The sequence below is a fragment of the Flavobacterium sp. AJR genome (assembly GCF_002156885.1).
GTDB lineage: Bacteria > Bacteroidota > Bacteroidia > Flavobacteriales > Flavobacteriaceae > Flavobacterium.
Genome location: NZ_NCWQ01000014.1, coordinates 19,409 through 44,393, shown reverse-complemented (window position 1 = coordinate 44,393; position 24,985 = coordinate 19,409). Strand labels below are relative to the sequence as shown.

Here is a 24,985-nt window from a genome sequence, read left to right as displayed (position 1 = left end):
GTACGCTGATTATGCGGATTCGCTAGGCGAAAACGGGGATAAAAACTGATTTTCTTTTTACACGTATTCTCTTTTTACTGCCGAAGATTTGGATGATTAAAACGATTAAAAAACTTTGTATTCTTTGCGTAAAACTTTGTGAACTTTGCGGTTAATTTTTTTGTCACAGATTAAAAGGATTAGAAAATTATTCTAAAAATCCGTTTTTATCCGCGTCTTTACTTTAGTAAATCTGCGCCATCCGCGTTCCTTTTTTGAGACAATTTTGAATAAAAAAACTGGGACAAGTTATTTAAAACTTATCCCAGTTAATAGATTTTTAATTTATGTTGAATAAAGTTCTGCTATAAAGAATACTTTAAAGTAACTCCATAAGTTCTTTGGTCGCCTAATACTCCTGCATATTGTCCTGTGTTTCCTCCTGCAGGCAATAATTGCTCATAGTAATCTTTGTTTAAAAGGTTACGTCCCCAGAAGTGAACAGATAAACCTTCGGCTGCACGGAAACCAAAACGAGCATTAAAAATAGCATAGCCTTGAACTACTAAATATTTTGAAGCTGATGGGCTTGATGAGAATTCAGAACGAGCATAAGAATCTATCGCTACGAAAATTTTACCAGCATTTCCGAAGAATTTTGCTTTATCAGAAAGCTCGCCTCCTAAAGATCCAGCCCATTTTGATGCACCTGGTAAATCAGTTCCCGAAACATCTTTAAATGCTACTGGAGCTCCTGTTTCTTCTAATGGAAGTGGTGCGTTTGTGAATTTTACATACTTACCATCTGTATAAGTTGCAGCTGCATTTACTGTAAGATGTTGACTGAATACAAAGCTAGCATCTAGTTCTACACCTCTTACACGTACTTTATCTGCATTGGCAAGATATCCACGGTTAACACCCAATTCAGCAGCTTGAACATTTGTTTGGAAATCTTTAATATCTGTATTAAAGAATGCTAAGTTGAATATTGAGTTTTTAAAAGGTGATGTTTTTATGCCTATTTCGTAATGGTTTACTTTTTCAGGTTTAATTACTGCAAGATCAAGTAATGGTTGTCCCTTTGCATCTGTTGGAAGACCAGCTACGTTTACCCCAACTGGTTTGTAACTTTTTGCATAAGTAGCGTAAGCATTAATTTTATCTGAAGCTTTGTAAGTAACTGTTATATTTCCAGAAAAGTCTGTGTTGTCAGTATCTGATGTAAAAGCCTGATCGCTATAAACAGATTTTTTTAAAGCAAGTAATGCTGGATCAGTGGTTTGTAAACCTCCGTATGTTGTACGAGTGTAATCGGCTTCTTTTTTATCAAAGTTATAACGTAAACCAGGTAATATATGTAAACGTTCTGTTACTGCCCAGTCTAATTGTCCAAATACAGCAGCACTAGATGATCTGATTCTTGCATCGGTTTTTATTCCGTATCCTTCAAAAAGACCTGGAGTTTTCCATAATGGGCTAGTGGTGCTTTGTGAAAATCTCCATTGTGCATTACCAGATTCTTCGGTACCGTTTGTTTTAGATGTTTGGTCGATAAAAAATACACCAACAACACCACTTATTTTAGATGAAAGTTGTCCCGCATAACGAACTTCTTGCGTTATTTGTGTTTGTCTTGTAGGGTTTTGCGATTTTGCTAATACTTGTAATCCTGTAAAATCTCTATCATTTGATGGATCCCAATTCCAGAATCTCCATGCTGTGGTCGAGGTAAGTGTACCACCTCCAATTTTTGTATCAACATTAAGAGATATACCTCCTAAATCTTGTCCTGAACGCCATGGAGTATCTTGATCTATTTTACGATCAAAAGCATTTAAGCTTGGTAATTGATAGTTTAAATCTTTAATAATGACATCAAATTGGCGATAACCAGCTCTTTGAGTAGGAGCAACACCAGCAACAACTTGAGCATATCCATCAGGACGTTGTGTTGTAATATCTGCGGCTAATATAATATTAGTATTTTCTGAAGGAGTATAAAGTAGTTGTCCTCTAATTCCTTGATTGTTTAGTGTGTTTGTAGCTCTTCCGGTAACGATATTGTCTACTAAACCATCACGTTGTGTTCCTGAAAAAGATAAACGACCTGCTATTTTTTTTCCTAAAGCACCAGTAACCGAAGCTTTGGCTTGCAAGAAAGCAAAATTTCCGTAGCTCACTTCAAAGTCTGCACCCGAAGTAAAGCTTGGCTTACGAGTAGTAATGTTAAATGCACCCGAAGTTGTGTTTTTACCAAACAAAGATCCTTGTGGTCCACGTAGCACTTCAATTTGTTCTACATCGATAAAATCTAATGTTGTTGCTGCTGGACGGGCATAATATACACCATCTACATAAAAACCAACACCAGGATCGATTCCGTCATTTGTAAGACCAAAAGGAGAACCTAAACTACGAATGTTGATTCCTGTATTTCTTGGGTTAGATGAATATAGTTGTACTGATGGAACAAGTTCTTTTATACGGTTTACGTTAAATGCTCCTGTTTGTTCTGCTTGTTTACCAGTTATAACTGATATGGCGATAGGCACATCTTGAACTTTTTCTATTCTTCGTCTTGAAGAAACAACTACTTCTATAAGGGCATTTTCTTCGTTAAGAGTAACTTGTAATGGAGTGGTTATTGGTAAAGCTGTAATTTCTATCTCTGCAGTTTTGTAGCCAATATATTGAACTAAGAGGGTTAGTGGGAGTTTTCCTTTGGAGTCAATGCTAAATTTTCCGCTTTGATCTGTAGTTGTATTAGAGGTTGTTCCTTTTATGATAACATTAGCGGCTTCTAAGGGAATATTTTCGCTATTTGTAACAACGCCTTCAATGTTTTGTGCAAATGATATAGAGAAGGTTAAAACGAATAGTATTGTAAGTGTATTTTTTATAGATTGTTTCATTTTATATTAAGTATATGTAATTAGTAGAATTTAAATTAAATTTTTTTTACTAGCACATACACATACATAAAATAGAACTGGTATTGTTTTTTGCAATTAATTTTGAAATGCTACTCTGCAGCCGACTTGTCTTTTTGACAAGGATTCTTTTAAGTGGTTTCATAAGGTTGGTTTTAATTAGTGTGTGTTTATTTTTGGCAAATATATATAAATTCTACATAATTACTAGACTTTAGAATATATTTTTTTATTTTTCTACTAATGAGGCTATTGTAATCCCCTGCATTGCTTGTAAAGTTTTGTCTCTAATAAGCATTAAGCCGTGTCTTAAGTGGCATTCTGACTCCGTTTTACAATCAGAACAAGGTTCGTAAAAGTTTAATGAAGCACACGGCAAAAGCGCAATTGCTCCATCAAAAAGACGATGAATTTCGGCTAATGTAATATCGTTTTTGGATTTTATAAGATAATAACCACCATATTTTCCTTGTTTACTACTCACAAAATGCCCTCTTTTTAGATCAAGTAAAATTTGTTCTAAAAACTTTTTAGGAATATTGGCGCCCTCAGCAATTTCTATAGTTTTAGAAATGTGATTTTCGTCTTGCTCCGCTAAATAAAGTAATGCTTTAAGAGCATATTTGGCTTTATGTGATAACATTATTATAAATTATGATTTGCAAATATATTATAAGTTTTTAAACTGTGATAGGTAATTGGGACTGAAAAATGAAAACTACCAGCTTCCGCCAGAACCTCCACCAGAGAATCCTCCTCCGCCAAAGCCTCCACCAAAACCGCCGCCTCCGCCAGATGATCCACCACCAAAACCGCCAAAACCACCACCGCCACTTCGGCCAAGATTGCTTAAAATGATTACGTCGAGTAGGCTAGGGCCTCCACCGCCACTATTTCCGGAGTTTCCGCCACCACCTTTATTTCTTGACATAAGAAATATGATAACACCTACAATAATAATGAACATGATGAAAGGGAAATTTTGTCCTTCGTCTTGTTTACGGCTTCCTTTATATTTTCCTTTAAAAACGTCAAAAAGAGCATCGGCGCCTTTGTCAAGACCTTTGTAGTAACTTCCTGCTTTAAATTCAGGGATAATAATATTTCGGGTAATTTCACCACCAATACCAGCAGTTAATTTGTCTTCAAGACCATAACCAGGTGATATCCATATTTTTCTTTCGGCTTTAGCCAATAAAATAAGAACTCCGTTATCATTTTTTGCTGTTCCGCCAATTCCCCATTCTTGTCCCCATTTTGGAGTTAATATACCAATGTCTTCACCTTTAAGGCTTTCAATGGTAATTACAACAATTTGAGTAGTAGTAGAATCTGAGTAACGAATTAGTTTTTCTTCTAACTGTGCTTTTTCTGTAGGGCTTAAAACATTTGCATAATCGTAAACAGAAGTCTGAAATTTTGGTTTTTCAGGAATTGTAAATTGAGCAAAACCTATTTGAGTAAAGAACAGACAAACGATTAATTTTAGGAAAATCGAGGTATTTAGTTTGGGTGTAATCATTATCCTTTAGATATTTCGTTTGATAATTCGTTAGTATTGTCAGCAGACCAAGGGAAATATTTTTTTAATTGTTCACCCGCTACCAAGATACCGTCAATAAGTCCTTGTTTAAAATTTTGTTGTTTGAATTGTGCTGCCATTGCTTCTTTGGTTGAGTCCCAAAAATCAGGATGTACAACATCATTTATTCCTTTGTCTCCGCAAATAACAAACTTATGATCGTCTACGGCAACATAAACTAAAACACCGTTTTGAAGATGTGTTTCGTCCATTTTTAATTCATGAAAAACTTCCAAAGCCCTATCAAAATGGGCTTTAGAAGTTGATTTTTCTATATGAACTCTAATCTCGCCAGAAGTATTTTTTTCGGCCACACGAATAGCTTCAACAATTGCTTCTTCTTCTTCCTTGGTTAAAAAATCTTCTACTTTTGACATTGAAATTAGTTTTTAGATGAATAATAATGATTTTTAAATTTAGTATTTCTACAATCAAAAATCGTTTATCAATTTTTTTAGAATTTTACTTCTACAGGTTTATCAGCTCCAGCAACAGCTTCAAAATATGGTTTTTCTTTATAATCTAAGAACCATTTGTTAGGAATTGATAATATGTAACCATTGTATTCCTGAACAGCTTCATTAAAACGAGTTCTTGCAGTAAGAATTTGATTTTCTGTACTAGCTAATTCGTCTTGTAACTTTAAGAAATTTTCATTCGCTTTTAGAGTTGGGTATTGCTCAACCGAAACTAATAATCTAGATAAAGATGAAGATACACCGCTTTGTGCTTGGTTAAATTGAGCCAATTGTTCTGGAGTAACATTACTTGGGTCTATTGTTACCGCAGTTGCTTTTGCACGAGCCTCGATAACAGCAGTCAATGTAGATTTTTCAAAATCAGCAGCACCTTTTACCGTATTCACTAAGTTTCCGATAAGGTCATTACGACGTTGGTAAGCTGTGTTTACATTTCCCCATTCTTTGTTTACTGCCTGGTTATATTTTAAACCAGTATTTTTAATTCCAATTGACCAAAAAGCTATAATAGCGATTAGTACAACAATAATTCCTACAGGGATTAACCATTTTTTCATATTTGCTTTAATTTAAGTTTATTGATTTGTTTTTACAATTCGTTTTTAATTTCAGTCAATTGTGTTTTTATCGTCTCTAATTTACGTATTATTTCGAATTTATCTAATGTTTTCTTTTGGCCTTCCTTCAGGTGAATTTTGGCACCTTCCAGCGTAAAACCGCGTTCTTTAACTAAGTGGAAAATTAATTGTAAATTTTTCACATCCTCAGGTGTAAACATTCTATTACCCTTAGCGTTTTTTTTGGGTTTAAGAATATCAAATTCTCCATCCCAAAAGCGTATCAAAGAAGCATTCACATGAAATGCTTTGGCGATTTCGCCAATACTATAATATCGTTTATCAGGTTGTAATTCTATATGCATTTTAATCTAATGATTGATTTTCTTGGTTTGCTAATTGCGAAATGGCAACATATTCCACCGCCGAAATATTTCCGTAATAAAAATTAAGAGGGTTTACTACTTTACCATCTTTATGAACTTCGTAATGGCAATGAGGTCCTTCTGATCTTCCGGTGCTACCTACATAGCCTATAACGTCACCACGTTTTACTTTTTGACCAGGTCGGCAGTTGTATTTGCTTAAATGGGCATACAAAGTTTCATAACCAAAACCGTGCCTAATTACGACATGATTTCCAAAACCAGAGGCATTACTGTCGGCTCTATCTATAACACCATCTCCAGTGGCATAAACAGGAGTTCCTGTTTTGGCCGTAAAATCCATACCCTCATGCATCTTACGTACTTTGGTAAATGGATCTGTTCTATAACCAAAACCAGAAACCATACGTTTTAAATTTTCGTTCTGTACTGGCTGAATGGCAGGAATTGCCGATAATAAATCTTCTTTGGCACTAGCCAGTTTCAAAATTTCGTCTAATGATCTCGATTGTATTGCTAATTGTTTAGAAAGAACATCGATTCTTTTGGTGGTTTTAATTACCAATTGCGAATTATTGTAGTCTTCTAAAGCTTTATATCTTTCGATTCTCGAAAAACCAGCTTTTCGTATTGAATCTGGAATTTCTTTTTTGTTAAAATAAACTCGGTATAAATTATTGTCACGTTCCTCAAGGCTCTCAACAACAGCATCAATCTGGTCCATTTTTTTATTTAAAATCGAATAATTCAACTTCAAATTCTCAATTTCACGAGTTTGTAAGCGGTCTTTTGGAGTTTCAAAGTAAGGAGTGTTCAATAAAATAACAAAACCTAAAAAACCAAACAACGTCGAAGCAACTAAAAACAAGACAATAAAGCCAAATTTAGTCCTTTTTTTAGTTTTTATTTTTCGGTAGGCCAAATTTTCCGAATCGTAATAATATTTTACTTTCGCCATATTTTAAAATACCCTATTTTTGCACACTGTAAAAATGTTAGTGGAACAAATTTAATAAATGTTTCAGTTGTTCCGCCCTTTTTTCAATAATAAAAAAATAATTAGTCAATTAGATAACGGGATAATTAGATAATTAATTATAAAAAAATTATCACATTTTTAATTGACACATTTTCAAATTGGCACATTTTCAAATTTAAATATGAAATCACAAGACGTACGCAAGCAATTTTTAGACTTTTTTCAGAGCAAAGGGCATTTAATTGTTCCATCTGCTCCAATTGTTCTTAAAGACGACCCAACCCTTATGTTCAATAACTCGGGAATGGCCCAGTTTAAAGAATATTTTTTAGGGAATGGAACGCCAAAAAGTCCTAGAATAGCCGACACGCAAAAATGTCTTCGTGTTTCAGGAAAACACAACGATTTAGAAGATGTAGGTTTTGATACGTATCACCATACGATGTTTGAAATGCTTGGAAACTGGTCTTTTGGAGATTATTTCAAAAAAGAAGCAATTAACTGGGCATGGGAATTATTGACTGAAGTTTATAAAATTCCAAAGGAAAATCTGTATGTTTCTGTTTTTGAAGGAAGCAAAGAAGATAATGTCCCTTTTGATCAGGAAGCTTGGGATATCTGGAAAACTCTTGTTGCTGAAGACCGAATTATTCTTGGAAATAAAAAGGATAATTTTTGGGAAATGGGTGATCAGGGACCTTGTGGGCCATGTTCGGAAATTCATGTTGATTTACGTACAGAGGAAGAAAAAGCATTGAAGCCTGGAAGAGAAGAAGTAAATAATGACCATCCACAAGTGGTAGAAATCTGGAATAATGTATTCATGGAATTCAACCGTAAAGCCGATGGATCTCTTGAGAAACTTCCTGCACAGCACGTTGATACCGGAATGGGATTTGAGCGTTTATGTATGGCATTACAAGGAAAAACCTCTAATTATGATACAGATGTTTTTACACCACTTATTGAAAAAGTAGAACAAATTACAGGTTTTAAATATACTTCTGATGAAGTTAAAAATATAAGTGAAGAACAAAACAAAACTAATATTGCTATTCGTGTAGTAGTAGATCACGTTCGTGCTGTTGCATTTGCAATTGCCGATGGACAATTACCATCTAACACAGGAGCAGGATATGTAATACGTAGAATATTGCGTCGTGCTATTCGTTATGGATTTACATTTTTAGATACCAAAGAGCCTTTTATTTACAAGCTGGTAGATACACTAAGCACACAAATGGGAGTTCCGTTTCCAGAAATTAAATTGCAAAAAGAACTTTGTGCAAATGTAATTCGTGAAGAAGAAAATTCATTTTTACGTACACTGGATCAGGGATTGGTATTACTAGATAATATTATTGCAAATAACACTGATAAAGTTGTTTCGGGTAAAAAAGCATTCGAATTATATGATACGTATGGTTTCCCAATCGATTTAACAGCTTTGATACTTTCTGAGAAAGGATTAAAATTAGACGAAGCAGGTTTCGAATCAGAATTACAAAAACAAAAAGAGCGTTCTCGTGCAGCTTCGAAAGTAAAAGCGGGAGATTGGCAAATTTTGATTGATGATGAAGATGAAGAATTCATAGGATACGACCGTACCGAAGCAATGGTAAAGATTACTCGTTACCGTAAAGTCGAAAGTGCTAAAGATGGAGAAATCTATCAAATCGTATTTAATATGACACCTTTTTATCCAGAAGGTGGAGGACAAGTAGGAGATAAAGGATATTTTGAAGCTAGTAACGGAGATGTAATTTATATAATTGATACTAAGAAAGAGAATAATGTAATTATACATTTTGCTAAAGAAATTCCGAATAATCTAACAGAGACTTTTAAAGCTTTTGTAGATGTAAGTACAAGAAAAAGCTCAGCTTCAAATCACTCAGCTACGCACTTAATGCATCAGGCATTACGTTCTATTTTAGGAACGCATGTAGAGCAAAAAGGATCATTAGTAAGCCCGAAACATTTAAGATTTGATTTTTCACATTTCTCAAAAGTAACTGATGAAGAATTGCAGCAAGTAGAGGATTTTGTAAATGCAAGAATCCAGGAGCAATTGCCTTTAATAGAAAGAAGAAGTGTACCATTTGAGCAAGCAGTTCAGGAAGGAGCAATGGCTTTGTTTGGTGAAAAATACGGTGATCATGTACGTGCTATTAAATTTGGAGATAGTATGGAATTATGTGGAGGAATTCACGTAAACAATACAGCTGATATTTGGTATTTCAAGATAGTGAGCGAAGGTGCAGTTGCATCAGGAATTCGTCGTATCGAAGCAATAACTTCGGGAGCTGTGAAAGAATATTTTGCAAATCAAGCAGAAAAATTAAAAGAGATTAATGCAGTTTTAAAAAATGCACAAGATCCTATAAAAGCAGTTGTTTCATTGCAAGATGAAAATGCTAAACTTAAAAAACAGTTAGAAGTTTTATTAAAAGATAAAGCCAAAAACATGAAAGGAGATTTGGCTAAGGAATTACAAGAAATTAATGGTGTGCAATTCTTAGCAAAACAAGTAGATTTATCTCCAGAAGGAGCTAAAGATTTGGTTTATGAACTAGGTAATTCTTACACAAATTTATTTGTAGTATTGGCTACAGCCGAAGAAGGAAAACCTATGTTAACGTGTTATATCTCTAAAGAATTAGTTGCTGATAAAAAACTAAACGCAGGACAAGTAGTTCGTGAGTTAGGGAAATATATCCAAGGTGGAGGAGGAGGACAACCTTTCTTCGCTACTGCAGGAGGAAAAAATGCAGATGGAATTCCAGAAGCTTTAGCGAAAGCTATTGATTATGTGAAGTAAGGTTTTAAGTTACTAAGGTTCTTAGATACTAAGTATCTAAAAATTTAAGAATAATGAATTAAAATAAAGACCCAAATAGCAATTTATATTGTTTTATTTGGGTTTTTTATTACAAAAAAATGAATTTTATTAGGTTTTTAAGAGCTGAGTCTTTTATATTTACACGCTAATTGTTAATCTATAACCTGTTAAAAAAATGAAAAAAAAATTACTGTACTTATTTAGTGCCTTATTAGTATTAACTTCTTGTTCTAATGATGAAACTAAGGAAGATGACGTTGTTATTACACCAAAAAGCCAGAATCTGTTAAAGAAATCTATCGAAACTAATGGAAATGGGATTGTTAGAACCGCAATTTATACCTATGAAGGAAATAAAATAGACAAAATAATCTATGATGATGGAGCAACAACAGTGTTTACATATACTGGGGATTTAATAACAAAAACAGTTCAAACAGAAATCCATAATGGTAAAGCATATTCAAACACAACAACTTTTGCATATGAGGGTAATAAATTAAGATCTTCTTTAAAGGTTTATTCGGAAAATAGAATAAATACCATGCAAGGTATCTTCTCTTATGATGTGGAAGGCAAAATTTCAGCAACTTATATTGACATTGATCCTTTAACACAAAAACAGAAACTAATGACGCTTAGTGCCCTAACTTTAGATTCTAATAAGAACATAGTCAAAGCTGAAATGTTTACTAGTCCTTATAATGTTAGTTTAATGGAATATGATACTAAAAATACTCCTTTTAAAAACATTGTTGGAGCTAGTTTAATATTCAATTCAGATGTTTTTGGTAGGGAAGTAGGTTTAAATAATAATAAAACAAAAGAAATACTAAGATACGGAAAAGATAATGAGGTCACACTTATTTATTCGAATATTTATAATAGTGATAACTACTTGATTACATCTGATAATGGGCGCAAAATGTTAGAATACTTTTATTAATAATAATAAATTTATGGAATGAACAAAATGCTTTACACTTTAAATGGATGGTTTTGTTAAAAGAGAAAAGCATTCAAGTTAATTTATTGTAAAGTATTGTAATATGATGGTTTACAGAGGTTTAGTTTGTTTAAAAAGCTTCTTTTTGCAATGAATTATTTTTAAAAGAAAATTTATATTATGAAAACAAAATTATTTTATTTTTTGGTAGCTTCTTTATTTGTGTTAAGTTCTTGCTCTAGTGACACTGATGGAAGAGATATTGAACCAATAACCAAAACTGAACCAAAAACGGAAAATCAAGTTTTGTTAAAAAAAATGGTTCAAACGCACGAAGATGGTTCTATTGTTATATTGAACTATAAATATGATGGAAATAAACTAATTAGTACTATTGACTCAGATGAAGAAGGAGGAGTTTATTGGACTTATAGCCAGGATTTAATTACAAAAATGGTGATTAAACTTGCTGACGGGACAATACTTCAGCAAAATACATATACTTATGATATTAATAAAAAATTAAGTGTTTTTGTAAGAGTTGATACAGAATTAAAAGAGGGTTTTAAAGAAGTTTATACTTATAATGCAGGTAATACTATTACTGCTAAAGCATATTCGGGAAATGATAAAATTCAAACTGATTTTGAAGGGACTTCAATTCTTACGATTGTAGGAGGAGAGGTTACTAAAATTGATTCAGATTATTTATCTAGTTTTGTTTATACATATGATACTAAATACAACCCGCATAGAAACATTCTAGGTTTGGATAAAACTTCTTTTGCAGATGGAGAAGCTTCAGGAAATGTGCATAATATCATTTCCCAAAAGATTGATAATGGAGTTACTAAAACATCAAAAATAACATATAATGCAGATGGCTATCCAGAAAAATCTATTGATAATTTTCAAGGTGAAGTAGTATCTACGAAATATTTTTACTAGTTGATTTTTAAAAGAAAAACAAAAGCCCAATGTCTACTAAAAAGGATGTTGGGCTTTTTTTATGGAGTAAAATAATTTGTTATTCATAGTATTAAAAGAGAAGAGCACTCGAGCTAATATGTCTTAAAATGTTATATATAAGACATGCTATAGATGTTTAGTTTGATAAAAATGTTTCTTTTTGCAGACAATTATTCTAAATGAAAATATATTATGAAAACAAAATTATTTTATTTTTTGGTAGCCTCTTTATTTGTATTGAGTTCTTGTTCTAGTGACACTGACGGGAGAGATATTGAGCCAATAACTAAAACTGAACCTATAATTGATCCCAAGCCAGAATCTAATCCAATAATTGATAATCAAATTTTAGTAAAAAAAATAATTAGTACAGATGAAAAAGGATTGGTGACAACAATTCTTTATAATTATGATGGAAATAAGATAGTTAGTAAATTATATAATGATACCAAGCCAGGGATGTATTATACATATTCAGGAGATTTAATCACTAAATTGGAGTATAAATTTGCAGATGGAACTATAGATCAAATAGATACATATAAGTATGATGGAGATAAAAAAATAATTGAATTTTTTAGTACACAACCTGGACAAGAGAAATGGGATCATTATGAATTTTATGTTTATAATGCAGATGGTACAGTGTCAGTGTATAGCGAAGATTGGTTTAAATACTCAACTATTACTTTTTTAAATGGAGAAGTAAGTGAGATTGTAAGTACAAATTCACCAAATTTCAAATATACGTATGATACTAAAAACAACCCTGAAAAGAATATTTTAGGCATGGATAAAATTGCTTTCACATACGGTGAAGCATCAGGAGTTTTGCGTAATATAATTTCTGAAACATATGGTTATGATGCTAAAACTACAACATTAAAAATAACATATAATGCGGATGGTTATCCAGTAAAATCATTTGATAATTTTGAAGATACAGGAACTACCAAAGAGTATTTTTATTAGTTTATTTATAAAAAAAGCCCAATATCTTTTTAATAGATATTGGGCTTTTTTTATGACTATTTTCTTTCACCAATTTGCTGACGCCACATAGCATAATACAATCCTTTTTCGAGTACTAAATCATCGTGTTTCCCTTGTTCGATAATTTTTCCTTGTTCCAAAACAAATATTTTATCGGCATGCATTACGGTAGATAATCGATGTGCTATTAAAACCGTAATTCTGTTCTTGTCGGATATATTTCTAATTGTAGTATTAATTTCTTCCTCGGTAATAGAGTCCAATGCAGAAGTTGCTTCATCAAAAATCAATAAATTCGGATTTCTCAAGATGGCGCGAGCAATAGATAAACGTTGTTTCTCTCCACCTGAAACTTTAATTCCACCTTCGCCAATTGTGGTGTTTAAACCATCTTCGGCACGATGTAATAATGTCTCGCAACTGGCTCTTTTTAAAGCATCGTATAAATCCTCATCAGTAGCAGATGGTCTTACAAATAGTAAATTCTCACGGATTGTTCCTGAGAATAATTGAGCATCTTGGGTTACAAAACCTAATTGCTTTCTTAAATCTAATAAATCAATTTCGGTAGAATCGATATCATTATAAAATACTTTACCCTCGGCAGGAGTATATAAACCGACTAATAATTTAACTAAAGTAGTTTTTCCAGAACCAGATGGTCCCACAAAAGCTACGGTTTGTCCTTGCTTAATATCAAAGTTAATATTCTCTACAGCTTTATATTTAGCAGTTTTGTGTTGGAAACTTACATTCGAGAAAAGTAAAGATCTAATAGCGCCCACGTGTTTAGGATTCTTTGGACGGAATTCTTTTGGAGCACTTAATAAGGTTTTAAAGTTTTCCATTGAAACTTTTGTTTCATTTAGCGCAATTATAAAATTACCTAATTCTTGTAAAGGACCAAAAATGAAAAAAGTAAAGAATACCATAGTAAGTAAATCACCCACGATGATTTTTTGTCCAAACAAGAAATAATATAGAGTAAACACGACACAGGTTCTTAAAAAGTGAACCGTAGTACCTTGAATAAAACTTAAACTTCTTATAAAACGGATTTTTTGTAATTCAAGTTGTAAAATTTTAAACGTATTTAAATTCAAACGTTTTTCTTCCTGGTATGTTAATCCAAGACTTTTTACAAGTTCAATATTTCTTAAACTTTCGGTAGTAGAACCAGCTAATGCATTGGTTTGATTTACAATTTTGCGAGAAACAATTTTTATCTTCTTACCCAGATAAGAACTTACTAAAGCTATAATTGGAGCAGTAACTAAAAAGATTAACGAGATACGGTAATCAATTCTAGCAACATAAACAATTACAAATATAAACCCGATAACTGTTTGGAAAATTAAAGAAATAGATAACGTGATTAATTTTTCGGAATCAGAACGTACTTTGGTTAATTTGCTTAATGTTTCCCCACTACGTTGGTCTTCAAATTCAGCAAAAGGTAAATCCAGAGATTTTTTAATACCATCAGTATACATTTGAGCGCCGGTACGCTGGATAACAACATTGGTGAAATAATCCTGAAAGTTTTTGGTAATTCTGGAAATCATCGCCGCACCAAGCGAAAGGCCTAGCCAAAAGGCTACAGATTTAATAAAACCGATTTCATTTCCTTTGTATTTAGCTAATCCAACACCGCAGTCTTGCATTAATTTACCAGTAATAACAGAATCGGATAAACTGAAACAGATGTTTATAGACGCCATAATCAAGGCTAGAAACAACAGCATTTTATGTTTGATTATATAAGAATATAGTAATTTCATTTGAGAATTTTAATTTATAGGAGATGCAAAAGTAGTAAATAGATTGGCTTAGTAATTCTGATTATTTGGGTTTTATCAAGCTAATAATTTTGAATTCTTCTATATTTGCCCAAAAAACCTAAATCTATAAATGAAAAAATTACTCTATTTATTCACGGCTTCTTTATTAGTGCTAACTTCATGCTCATCAGATGATGATAATTCTACTGCTGTTCCGACAGAAGACATATCAATCTTGCCTAAAACAATATCGTATATTTATCCGTCCTCTTTTTTAGGTACAAATAGTAAAAGTATTAATACTTATAGCGGGAATAAAATTTTGAATATTATCGATGAGACTTCAAAAACAATATTTACCTATGATGGAAGTATAATCACAAAACAGGAAGAATTTAGTTTAGATGAGAAAGGTAAAGAAACTAAAAGTAGAGAAGTTGCCTATGCATATGAAAATGGGAAACTAAAAACTAGAATTTATAAAACAGGTATTTCAGAGGCGAATCCTAATGGTGTATATATCACTAAGACTGTTTATACACACAATCAAGATGGTACTATTTCTTATATTGTATATGGTATTGATTCAAAAACACAAGTCGAAACTAAACAAGGAACGGGTAATTTGACCTACAAAGATGGAAATCTTATTAAGAGCGAGGTGAACAATACAGGCAATAGTTTTGGTAATGGAATAAGAGTTTATGAGTATGATGCTAAAAAGAATCCTTTAAAAAATGTATTAGGATTTAGTTTGTTACTTAATGAAATTAGCGAATTTGGCAGCAATAACGTTATAAAAATAACTAGTACAAGGTCAGATTACCCAAAACCTTCTGTATATTTAACAACTTACATTTACAATGATAATGGTTATCCAGCAAAGCATACATCATTTGCGGGTGATGGTAAAACGATAGAATATGAGATTGAATATACGTATTAATTAAAGCGAACTTTTAATTTTGAGAAACCCAGATACTTTTTTAGTATTTGGGTTTTTTATTAAAAAAAACAGTTGAAATTTTAGAATAAACACAAACACAAGTTGTGCCTTAAAATGATATTTTTAAACCTTTTTTTGTGACCTAATTACAGTTAAAATCTTTCTTTTTGTTGCTTATTATCATGTCGACATTATGGAAAAAAAATTACACTATTTTTTAGTTGCTTCTTTGTTAATACTGACTTCGTGTTCTAAAAACAATGCAGAACAAGGAGATGGGAATATAAAATTGCCTAAAGCCAAATATTATAAATACATTGATTTTCCTTCAGATAATTATGAATCCACTTATAGGTATAATGGTAACAAAATCGAAAGTATTCTGGATGATAATGGATCAAAAACAGTTTTTACCTATACTGGAGATTTAATTACGAAAAAAGAAGATTTTTCTAATAAGAAGCTATTGGTTTATTGTACTTTGTATGAATATGAAAATAATAAGCTAAAAGAAGCTGTTCATATATTTAATAATCAGAAGTTCTTAAAAAAGTATACTTATAATAAGGATAAAACAGTAAGCTATAGCGTACATCTTTATAATGATAAATTGAATACTACAACAGAAATTGCGACTGGAACATTTACATTAGAGAATGGCAATATTATAAAACAGGTAGATAAAGAGAGTAAAGATTATGGCAGTGCCGATATTGTAGCTTTTAAGTATGATACAAATAACAGTCCACTTAAAAATGTTATAGGAATTGGTTTGTTGTTAGATGTCGACTATTCTATTAATAATATTATTGAAACTACACATACCACATCTTTACAGGATTTGGCGATGCATATAACTTCTTTTCGAAATTCAATAACGCCCTATAAATCTACAAATACAGCCACTTACACTTACGATTCCGAAGGGTATGTACTAACAAAAGCATTTTATAATGATGGAAAGTTAGGATACAGATTATCATATACCTATTAAAAAAGTGGAATGTCATTGCATCGTGCTTTCGTATTTATAAAAAATAGACGAAATTTACACGAAACAACGATTATGCAATTCAGAACCCAAATCCCTATTTCGCAAAGTAACAATCCTATCGATTATAATTCTAGAGTATTGTCCTTTGGTTCTTGTTTTGCAGTAAATATGGCGGAGAAATTGGATTATTTTAAATTCAATAATAGTTGTAATCCGTTTGGAATTTTGTTTCATCCGTTGGCGATTGAAAAATTGATAAACTTTGCAGTTTCACAAAAAACATTTACCGAGAGCGATGTGTTTTTTCATAACGAACGATGGCATTCGTTTGATGTACATTCAGATTTGAGCAACACAAATAAAGAAGATTTAATTAATAATCTGAATGAGATTATTAAAAAATTGTACCAACAATTAACTGAATCTACTCACATCATTATTACCTATGGAACTTCTTGGATTTATAGAAATATAGAAAGTAATGAGATTGTGGCTAATTGCCATAAAGTGCCACAAAAGCAATTTATAAAAGAGCTTTTATCTGTAGATATAATAAAAGATAGTATTCAGAAAACAATAGATTTAATCACTTCGATAAATCCTGAAGCAAAGATTATTTTTACCGTTTCGCCAGTACGCCATATAAAAGATGGTTTTGTGGAGAATCAATGGAGTAAATCCAACTTGATTTCTTCTCTGCACAATACTCTGAATACTGAATACTGTAAACTGCAAACTAAATATTTTCCTTCGTACGAAATCATGATGGACGAACTTCGTGACTATCGTTTTTATACCGAAGATATGTTACATCCTAATCAAGTTGCTATCGATTATATTTGGGAGCAATTCAGTGAAAACTATATTTCTAAAGAAGGGATTCTTATCATGAAAGAGGTATCCGAAATACAAAAAGGGCTTTCCCATCGAAGCTTCAATCCTGATTCTGAACAGCATCGTACTTTCTTATCAAAACTAAGTTATAAAATAAAAAAGATAGAACAGAAATGGCCTCATATTAAGTTTTAAATCCGTTCTTTGTTTTGAAGTTAAAGTAGAAATATACTTACAATAGTCCTTAATTTTAAAATAAGTTTGGATAATTATGTAAAGTATTGAGGTATATTTTTTACAATTTTGTAAATTGGATATGGTTAGTTAAATTTAGTAACCATATATCGATAATCTAAACCAGTTATTAGCCTTATTTTCTTTATATGAATAAGAAACGAATTTCTTTTCTGAAAAAAATACTTCGAGTGCTACTTTGGTGCGTCATTACATTAGTAGCATTATTGTTATTAATTACAATTTTAATTCAGGTTCCAGCAGTACAAAACTACGCCAAGGATAAGGCAATTACTTATTTGCAAAAAAAAATAAGAACCAAAGTAGCTTTAGATAGAATTGCCATTAATTTTCCTAAAGAAATCGTATTAGAAGGGTTCTATTTTGAAGATCAAAAGAAAGACACTTTACTTAGCGGAAAACGATTAGAGATAGACATTGATTTGTTTAAACTCATAAGTAGCGAAGTAGAAATAAATTCTATTTCACTTGAAAATACAACTGCAAATATTTCCAGAAACAAAGACGGAGTTTTTAATTTCGATTATATAATTGCAGCATTTGCTTCCAAAGAACCAGAACCTGCAGATCCCAATAGTAAACCTTTTAAAATATCGGTAGTTAAAATCAATTTGGATAAAATCAATTTTAATTTTAAAGATGATTTGTCCAAAAATGATGTTCGTGTTAAACTAGCTAATTTTCAAACAGAATTTAAAAAATTCGATTTGGATAAAATGGATTTTGATATTCCGAATATAGATTTAAACGGATTAAAATTAGTTCTAAACCAGGATTTAGTAGAGAAGATAGCTGAAACATCAGTAAAAACCGTAGATACAATTTCGAAAAGACCAGATTTTAATTTAAAACTAAATAAAATCAACTTGTCTAAAATCGATATTTCTTATGACAATAAAGATTCTAAACTCGCTTCAGGAATAACTCTGGGGAAATTACAGTTACTGGTTAATAAATTAGATTTAAATAATCAGTTGTTAGATTTTGATACTTTCGAACTAAAAGATCTAAAAGGAAATCTACAATTAGGCATAAAAGACAAACAACTTAAAACGCCCGATTTAGATTCTACAGCAATTCCTCAAGCAGGCTGGAAGTTAAAACTGAAGTCAGCCGATATACAAAATATCGCTTTTAAATATGATGATATGCAATCAAAACCTACTAAGAAAGGGATTGATTATGGACATCTTGATTTGGATAATTTTAATTTAAAAGCCGAAAAGTTGTATTATGCAAATGATACTGTTTCAGGGAGCGTAAAATCATTTACAGTAAATGAAAAAAGCGGGCTTAAAATCGAAACGTTTAAAACAGATTTTTTCTATGGGCCTAAAAATGCATATTTGGATAATCTGTATTTAAAAACACCACAAACTTTATTGCAAAAGAATATTAAAGTTGCCTATCCATCAATCGCGGCGGTAACTAAAAATATTGATAATCTAAGTTTAGACGCCAATTTAAGTCAGGCAAAAGTTGGATTTAAAGACATATTGCTTTTTGTTCCAGATTTACAAAATACCAATCCGTTTAAGAGTAATCCTAATGCAGTTTTATCTATAAATGCACGAGTAAGTGGGAAAGTAAAGGATTTAGCAATTCCGCAGTTTGAAATGAGCGGAATAGGAACGACAAAAGTCTCTATTTCAGGAAAAATTACAGGAATGCCAGATGCACAAAAAGCATATTATGATTTGGATATAAAAAACTTTGTGAGTACATCTAAAGATGTGATTTCGTTTGTGCCAGCAGGAACAATTCCAAAAAGTATACAGTTACCTTCTCAATTTAATTTAAAAGGAAAATTTAAAGGTTCAGTCAATAATTTTAAAACTAATTTGGCGCTAAATAGTAGTTTCGGAAATGCCAAAGTAGATGCTTTGTTTGACCAACGAATTAAAAAATCTGAGAAATATGATGCTACAATTTCTTTTTCAGAATTTGATTTAGGTAAACTAATAAAAAACGATTCATTAGGAAAAATTACGCTTAAAGCAAAAGTAAAAGGAAAGGGACTAGATCCTAAAACGGCACAAGCGCATTTGGACGGAATTGTACAAAAAGCAGTATTTAATAAATATACCTACCGAGATTTAACTTTAAAGGGGGAGATTGCCAAAGGAGCTTTTGCAATAAATTCGGGAATTAAAGACCCAAATTTAAATTTTGGTTTAGTTGCCAACGGAAGATTTGATGATAAATATCCCGCAGTAAAACTAAAATTAAACCTTGATATAGCCGATTTAGAGAAACTAAATCTTCATGCAGGCCCGATGAAAATTAGAGGAAATGTTGATGCAGATATTGCCAATAGTAATCCTGATTTTTTAAACGGAAAGGTTTTCTTGTCGAATATTCAGGTTTTAAAAGAGGCACAACCAATTGTATTAGATTCCATTAAAATTTTGGCTTATGCCGATAAAGAAAAAAATAATATCAAGGTTATATCTCAATTCCTGAAAGCAGAAGTTGACGGGAAATATAAACTGACAACATTATCGGCAGCATTAAAAAAATCGCTATCAAAATACATGGATTTGCAAGTTCCTAAAACAAAAGGAGATTCAGATGAGCAGCGATTAACATTTAATTTATCTGTAGATAGTGATCCATTACTTTTTCAATTAGTTCCAAAGCTTAAAGGTTTAGAACCTATTAAAATTACAGGAAAATATAATAACGTAGTAGATTCTCTAGAGGTTAAAGGAACTATCCCTAAAATTATTTATGATACAAATACAATTTCTGATGGAAAGATAAATATAGAAGCAAAAGAGAATGCGTTAGAATATCAGGTTTCTGTAGCTCCGGTAGAAAGCGGAGAATTTAAAATTCCTTTTGTTAGTTTATCAGGTAAAATCGAGAATAACATCTTAGGGTATGCATTACAAATAAAAGACAAAGAAGATAAAGAACAGTATTTTATTAAAGGAGAATTGCTTCATGAAAATGCCAAAAACACTATAAAATTTGATTCAGATAATTTTGTATTGAATTATGATAAATGGAATTTAGATCAGGAAAATTCTATTGAATTTGGAGATAAGAGACTTTACATTAATAAGTTCTTTTTGAGCAATTCGGGTAATGAACTAAAAATTCAATCACAAAACGAGGGAAAAAACGCGCCTTTACAAGTCGATTTTGTCAATTTTAAAATTGAGACCATTTTAAATATGGTTAAAAAAGATGAATTATTAATGCAAGGATTGATTGATGGTTCAGTTTTGGTCGAAAATGTGATGACAAAACCAACTTTTACTTCCGATCTAAAAATAGTTGATTTTGCTTTTAAAGGTGAACCAGTTGGTAATATTGGTATAAAAGTAGATAATAAAACCGATAATTTATTAGCAGCAAATGTTACATTAACCGAGAATGGAAATGACGTAAACCTAACAGGTAATTATAAAATCGATGATAGTACTTTTGATTTTGATATAGCCATCAATCATTTAAATATTAAAAGTATTCAAGGTTTTAGCATGGGTAATGTTACCGATGGTTCTGGTTATTTATCAGGAAAATTTAAAATTACTGGTAATGCCGATTTACCTAAAGTAAATGGGGAATTAGATTTTAATGACGCTGCTTTTAAAGTGACGAAGTTTAATTCTATTTATAAAATAGCCAATGAGAAAATAAGGTTTGAAAACGAAGCGATTGCCTTTGATAATTTCTCTGTTTATGATGAAAACAAGAATGAATTATTTGTAAATGGAAATATCAACTCCAAAGATTTTAGAAATTATGATTTTGCTTTAACCATAAAAGCAGATCAGTTTAGAGCCATTCATTCTACAGAAGCTGATAATGATTTGTTTTATGGGGATTTATCATTAGATGCAAATCTAAATATAAAAGGAACATTAGATAATCCTGTTGTTGGAGGAAATATAAAAATTAATGAGGATACAAAATTCACAGTTGTTATGCCTCAATCAGATCCTTCGATTGCCGATAGAGAAGGAATTGTAGAGTTTGTAAATGAAGATAATTTACTACTGAAACAAACTGCTGCGATGGAAAGCAAACTCAATCAATCGAAACTGATTGGCATGGATGTGAGCGTTGCCATCTCTATAGATAAAAAAGCAGAACTTACATTGGTAATAGATAAAGGTAACGGAGATTATCTGAGATTGCTTGGAGAAGCAGATCTTATTGGCGGGATTGATCCATCTGGAAAAACTACACTAACAGGAAAATATGAGTTTAGTGAAGGTGCATATGAGATGAGTTTTAATATGATAAGACGAAAATTTGATATCCAGAAAGGAAGTTATATTTTATGGACTGGAGAGCCTACAATGGCAAATTTAAATTTAACAGCTATATATAAAGTAAATACTGCGCCGATAGATTTATTAGGGAATCAGCTAGGAACTGTGTCTGCAGCAGAAAAAAACACATACAAACAAAAAATTCCGTTTCAAACTTTATTAAAGATGAACGGAGAATTGATGAAACCTGAAATCTCGTTTGATATTGTTCTTCCAGACGGTAACTATGATGTTTCATCGGATATTATAACAAAGTCTCAGGCAAGATTGCAACAATTACGTCAAGAACCATCCGAATTAAATAAACAGGTTTTTGCACTTTTACTCTTGAATAGATTTGTTGGCGAAAATCCTTTTGCAAGCGAAAGTGGTGGTACAAGTGCCGAATCTATGGCGAGACAAAGTGTGAGTAAAATACTTTCGGATCAATTAAATAATCTGGCAGGAGATTTAATAAGTGGTGTTCAATTGGAATTTGATTTGGAATCTACAGATGATTATACTTCGGGAACCAAGCAAAACAAGACAGATTTGAATGTAGGAGTTTCTAAAAAATTATTAAATGATAGATTAAAAGTAACCATAGGAAGCAGTTTTGGACTAGAAGGACAAGATAACAATGAGCAGGATACTAATATTGCTGGAGATGTTGCTATAGATTATCAACTTACTAAAGACGGACGATATATGGTTAGAGCATATCGTAAAAACCAATATCAGGTTGCTGTAGAGGGGCAGGTTGTAGAAACTGGAGTTGCATTTATTATTACGATGAATTACAATAAGTTTAGAGAATTATTTCATCGTAGTGAGAAAGAAAAAGAACTGATTAAAAAAGAAAAAATACGAAAAGAAAAGGATAAGCAAAAAGAGAAAGAAGAGAAAAAGAAAGAAGAATTAGATAATGAACAAGAGCAAAAAACGTAGTAATATGGAAACTAAATATCTAAAATATTTTATACTACTTTCTTTGTTTTTTGCTTTAGGATGTAGCAATACTAAATATTTGCCAAAAGGGGAATTGTTATATACAGGAGCTTCGGTAAAAGTAGAAGACACCATTCTTACAAAGAAAGAAAAAAAAGAACTACAGACTGAGCTAGAAGGTTTACTACGTCCTTTACCTAATAAACAGTTTCTGGGATTGCGTCCTAAATTATGGATATACAATGTGGCTGGGGAACCTAAGAAAAAGAAAGGAACAAGATATTGGTTAAGAAATAAAGTTGGAGAAGCACCTGTACTTTACAGCAAAGTCGATTTAGATTATAACTCGGCAGTGTTGCGAAATTTTATTGAGAATAAAGGTTTCTTTAAAGTGAGGGTTATTGCCGATTCTACAGCAAAAGATAAAAGAGCAACAGCAGAATATACCGTTTTTCCTAAACGACAGTATAAAATTAAAAGTGTTACGTTTCCTGATGATTCTTCGGCTATAGCCAAAGAAATAGGAAAAACTAGTCGTAGATCATTATTAAAAGTTGGTAAGCCATATGATTTAGACGTTATAAAATCTGAGAGAGAACGTATTGATTCCCGATTAAAAGAAAAGGGATATTATTATTTTAATCCAGATTATATCTTGGCACAAGTAGATAGTACCAAAGGTGATTATGAGGTAAATATAAAATTAAAAATAAAAGGTGAAACACCTGCCAAAGCCAAAATTGCTTATAAAATTAATGATATAGTAGTGTATCCTAATTTTTCGATTTTAAAAGATAGTGTAGCTTATAAAAAAGAAGACATCTTAAAATACAAAGATTTCACGATTATAGATTCTACAAATACATTTAGACCAAGAGTATTTGACAGAGCTTTGTATTTTAAAAAAGGAGATTTTTATAATCGATCAGATCATAATCTTTCCCTTAATCGATTTGTAAACTTAGGAACATTTAATTTTGTTAAAAATGAATTTAAAGAATCCGATAGTATAAAAAATGCTCTCGATGCATATTACTATTTAACCTTATTGCCAAAGAAATTCATTCGAGTTGAGGTCTTAGGAAAAACCAATTCGGCTAGTTATACAGGTTCAGAAATTAATGTAAATTGGAATAATAGAAATTTACTAAGAGGAGCTGAATTGTTTACCGTATCCATATTTGGAGGAGCCGATTTTCAGATTTCAGGACAAAATAAAGGGAATAATATATATAAAATAGGAGGAGAAGCCAGTTTAACCTGGCCAAGATTAATTACGCCTTTTAACTTTCAAGGCTCTAGCGAGTTTGTTCCTAAAACAAAAGCGACTTTGGGATATGAATATCAAAACCGAATTAATCTTTATGCCTTAAATTCTTTTAGAGGATCATTTGGTTACTTATGGAAAGAAAATATTCGTAAAGAACATCAACTGGATATTATAGAAGTTAATTATGTAAGCCCAAATCATGTAACGCCTTATTATTTACAACAAGTTGCAGAAGATGAATCATTATCTAAAGTACTCGAAAAACAATTAATCTTTGGACCTACGTATTCGTATACTTATACCAATACTATGCGAAAAAGAAAAAAGAATACATTCTATTTTAATGGAGAAATTGATCTTGCAGGTAATATTACAGGTTTGGTAACAGGAGCTAATATCAAGAAAAACGATACCATAAAAATATTTGATGTTCCTTTTAGTCAATATGTTAAAGTAAGAGCCGATTTTAGACATTACTTAAAACTAGGAAAAGAGAGTCAATTAGCAAGTAGGATTATTGTAGGAGCTGGTTTGCCTTATGGAAATTCCTCTTCTTTGCCATCGATCAAACAATTTGTAGTAGGAGGAACTAATAGTATTCGTGCCTTTAGAGCACGCTCAATAGGACCAGGTAGTTTTAAAAGTCCAGACACAACAAGTACATTTTTGCCAGATCAATCAGGAGATTTAAAACTAGAGTTTAGTACAGAATATAGAGCAAAACTTTTTAGTATAGTAAGAGGAGCCGTTTTTCTAGATGCTGGAAATGTTTGGTTGGTTAATAATGACCCAAATAAACCCGGAGCAAAAATCAGTAAGAACTTTATGAAGGAACTTGCAATTGGTGCTGGAGCAGGATTACGTTTTGACTTATCATTCTTGATATTAAGAACCGATATTGCATTTCCGTTAAGAATACCTTATTTACCCGAAGGACAACGCTGGGTAATAGATGATATTAACTTTGGAAGTGGCTCTTGGAGAAAAGACAATTTAATACTCAACATCGCGATTGGGTATCCTTTTTAAGGATATCCCAACATCAAT

The 24,985-nt window shown here is 31.7% G+C and carries 17 protein-coding genes; 9 read left to right on the top strand and 8 right to left on the bottom strand.

Annotated features, from left to right (window positions below; all coding sequences use genetic code 11):
* Positions 1-344: 344 nt before the first annotated feature.
* The 7 genes from B8T70_RS05265 to B8T70_RS05235 form a co-directional block, all read right to left on the bottom strand.
* Positions 345-2,894, bottom strand: a complete 2,550-nt coding sequence (locus tag B8T70_RS05265; protein ID WP_086894167.1) for a TonB-dependent receptor — start codon at positions 2,892-2,894, stop codon at positions 345-347.
* 247 nt (positions 2,895-3,141) lie between these two features.
* Positions 3,142-3,555, bottom strand: coding sequence for an Rrf2 family transcriptional regulator (locus B8T70_RS05260; protein WP_035619335.1), 414 nt, complete (start codon positions 3,553-3,555; stop codon positions 3,142-3,144).
* A gap of 75 nt (positions 3,556-3,630) precedes the next feature.
* A complete protein-coding gene (locus B8T70_RS05255) occupies positions 3,631-4,434 on the bottom strand; it encodes a YgcG family protein (RefSeq protein ID WP_039111446.1) in 804 nt (267 codons plus the stop codon).
* Positions 4,434-4,871, bottom strand: coding sequence for a TPM domain-containing protein (locus tag B8T70_RS05250; RefSeq protein ID WP_039117528.1), 438 nt, complete (start codon positions 4,869-4,871; stop codon positions 4,434-4,436). Before B8T70_RS05250 ends, B8T70_RS05255 begins: the two co-directional genes overlap by 1 nt.
* 77 nt (positions 4,872-4,948) lie before the next feature.
* Positions 4,949-5,530 carry a LemA family protein gene (locus tag B8T70_RS05245; RefSeq protein WP_035619329.1) on the bottom strand — a complete coding sequence of 194 codons (582 nt, stop codon included), beginning with the start codon at positions 5,528-5,530 and terminating at the stop codon, positions 4,949-4,951.
* Positions 5,531-5,562: 32 nt separating this feature from the next.
* Entirely contained in the window at positions 5,563-5,895 is a 333-nt protein-coding gene (locus B8T70_RS05240) for a MerR family transcriptional regulator (RefSeq protein WP_035619327.1), read from the bottom strand.
* A gap of 1 nt (position 5,896) precedes the next feature.
* Positions 5,897-6,874 carry a M23 family metallopeptidase gene (locus B8T70_RS05235; protein ID WP_086894166.1) on the bottom strand — a complete coding sequence of 326 codons (978 nt, stop codon included), beginning with the start codon at positions 6,872-6,874 and terminating at the stop codon, positions 5,897-5,899.
* A gap of 202 nt (positions 6,875-7,076) precedes the next feature.
* Between B8T70_RS05235 and alaS the strand changes: the two genes are divergently transcribed.
* From alaS to B8T70_RS05215, 4 genes are all read left to right on the top strand, one after another.
* On the top strand, positions 7,077-9,716 hold the full coding sequence (gene alaS, locus B8T70_RS05230) for an alanine--tRNA ligase (RefSeq protein WP_086894165.1): 2,640 nt from the start codon (positions 7,077-7,079) through the stop codon (positions 9,714-9,716).
* Positions 9,717-9,912: 196 nt separating this feature from the next.
* Positions 9,913-10,683, top strand: a complete 771-nt coding sequence (locus B8T70_RS05225) for a hypothetical protein (protein WP_086894164.1) — start codon at positions 9,913-9,915, stop codon at positions 10,681-10,683.
* Between the two features lie 180 nt (positions 10,684-10,863).
* Positions 10,864-11,631 carry a hypothetical protein gene (locus B8T70_RS05220; protein WP_086894163.1) on the top strand — a complete coding sequence of 256 codons (768 nt, stop codon included), beginning with the start codon at positions 10,864-10,866 and terminating at the stop codon, positions 11,629-11,631.
* A 213-nt stretch (positions 11,632-11,844) separates the two neighbouring features.
* Positions 11,845-12,624 (top strand): hypothetical protein, encoded by a 780-nt coding sequence (locus tag B8T70_RS05215; protein ID WP_086894162.1) that lies wholly within the window; start codon positions 11,845-11,847, stop codon positions 12,622-12,624.
* Positions 12,625-12,680: 56 nt separating this feature from the next.
* On the opposite strand, the gene B8T70_RS05210 is transcribed toward B8T70_RS05215, so the two are convergent.
* Positions 12,681-14,426 carry an ABC transporter ATP-binding protein gene (locus B8T70_RS05210; protein WP_039117533.1) on the bottom strand — a complete coding sequence of 582 codons (1,746 nt, stop codon included), beginning with the start codon at positions 14,424-14,426 and terminating at the stop codon, positions 12,681-12,683.
* Positions 14,427-14,556: 130 nt separating this feature from the next.
* On the opposite strand from B8T70_RS05210, the gene B8T70_RS05205 reads away from it, so the two are divergent.
* From B8T70_RS05205 to B8T70_RS05185, 5 genes are all read left to right on the top strand, one after another.
* On the top strand, positions 14,557-15,372 hold the full coding sequence (locus B8T70_RS05205) for a hypothetical protein (RefSeq protein WP_086894161.1): 816 nt from the start codon (positions 14,557-14,559) through the stop codon (positions 15,370-15,372).
* Between the two features lie 193 nt (positions 15,373-15,565).
* Positions 15,566-16,366: a hypothetical protein gene (locus B8T70_RS05200; RefSeq protein ID WP_086894160.1), complete on the top strand. Its 801-nt coding sequence runs from the start codon at positions 15,566-15,568 to the stop codon at positions 16,364-16,366.
* Between the two features lie 72 nt (positions 16,367-16,438).
* The gene (locus tag B8T70_RS05195) at positions 16,439-17,395 is read left to right on the top strand and encodes a GSCFA domain-containing protein (RefSeq protein WP_086894159.1); all 957 of its coding nucleotides are present in this window, start codon (positions 16,439-16,441) and stop codon (positions 17,393-17,395) included.
* A gap of 188 nt (positions 17,396-17,583) precedes the next feature.
* Entirely contained in the window at positions 17,584-22,668 is a 5,085-nt protein-coding gene (locus B8T70_RS05190; protein WP_086894158.1) for a translocation/assembly module TamB, read from the top strand.
* Positions 22,669-22,672: 4 nt separating this feature from the next.
* Entirely contained in the window at positions 22,673-24,967 is a 2,295-nt protein-coding gene (locus B8T70_RS05185; RefSeq protein ID WP_086894173.1) for a BamA/TamA family outer membrane protein, read from the top strand.
* Positions 24,968-24,985 lie beyond the last annotated feature (18 nt).

Coding starts and splice junctions, on each gene's coding strand:
- B8T70_RS05215 (WP_086894162.1), top strand. CDS start 11,845: ATGAAAACAAAATTATTTTATTTTTTGGTAGCCTCTTTATTTGTATTG.
- B8T70_RS05225 (WP_086894164.1), top strand. CDS start 9,913: ATGAAAAAAAAATTACTGTACTTATTTAGTGCCTTATTAGTATTAACT.
- B8T70_RS05250 (WP_039117528.1), bottom strand. CDS start 4,871: ATGTCAAAAGTAGAAGATTTTTTAACCAAGGAAGAAGAAGAAGCAATT.
- B8T70_RS05255 (WP_039111446.1), bottom strand. CDS start 4,434: ATGATTACACCCAAACTAAATACCTCGATTTTCCTAAAATTAATCGTT.
- B8T70_RS05185 (WP_086894173.1), top strand. CDS start 22,673: ATGGAAACTAAATATCTAAAATATTTTATACTACTTTCTTTGTTTTTT.
- B8T70_RS05245 (WP_035619329.1), bottom strand. CDS start 5,530: ATGAAAAAATGGTTAATCCCTGTAGGAATTATTGTTGTACTAATCGCT.
- B8T70_RS05220 (WP_086894163.1), top strand. CDS start 10,864: ATGAAAACAAAATTATTTTATTTTTTGGTAGCTTCTTTATTTGTGTTA.
- B8T70_RS05195 (WP_086894159.1), top strand. CDS start 16,439: ATGCAATTCAGAACCCAAATCCCTATTTCGCAAAGTAACAATCCTATC.
- B8T70_RS05210 (WP_039117533.1), bottom strand. CDS start 14,426: ATGAAATTACTATATTCTTATATAATCAAACATAAAATGCTGTTGTTT.
- B8T70_RS05240 (WP_035619327.1), bottom strand. CDS start 5,895: ATGCATATAGAATTACAACCTGATAAACGATATTATAGTATTGGCGAA.
- B8T70_RS05265 (WP_086894167.1), bottom strand. CDS start 2,894: ATGAAACAATCTATAAAAAATACACTTACAATACTATTCGTTTTAACC.
- alaS (WP_086894165.1), top strand. CDS start 7,077: ATGAAATCACAAGACGTACGCAAGCAATTTTTAGACTTTTTTCAGAGC.
- B8T70_RS05200 (WP_086894160.1), top strand. CDS start 15,566: ATGGAAAAAAAATTACACTATTTTTTAGTTGCTTCTTTGTTAATACTG.
- B8T70_RS05190 (WP_086894158.1), top strand. CDS start 17,584: ATGAATAAGAAACGAATTTCTTTTCTGAAAAAAATACTTCGAGTGCTA.
- B8T70_RS05205 (WP_086894161.1), top strand. CDS start 14,557: ATGAAAAAATTACTCTATTTATTCACGGCTTCTTTATTAGTGCTAACT.
- B8T70_RS05260 (WP_035619335.1), bottom strand. CDS start 3,555: ATGTTATCACATAAAGCCAAATATGCTCTTAAAGCATTACTTTATTTA.
- B8T70_RS05235 (WP_086894166.1), bottom strand. CDS start 6,874: ATGGCGAAAGTAAAATATTATTACGATTCGGAAAATTTGGCCTACCGA.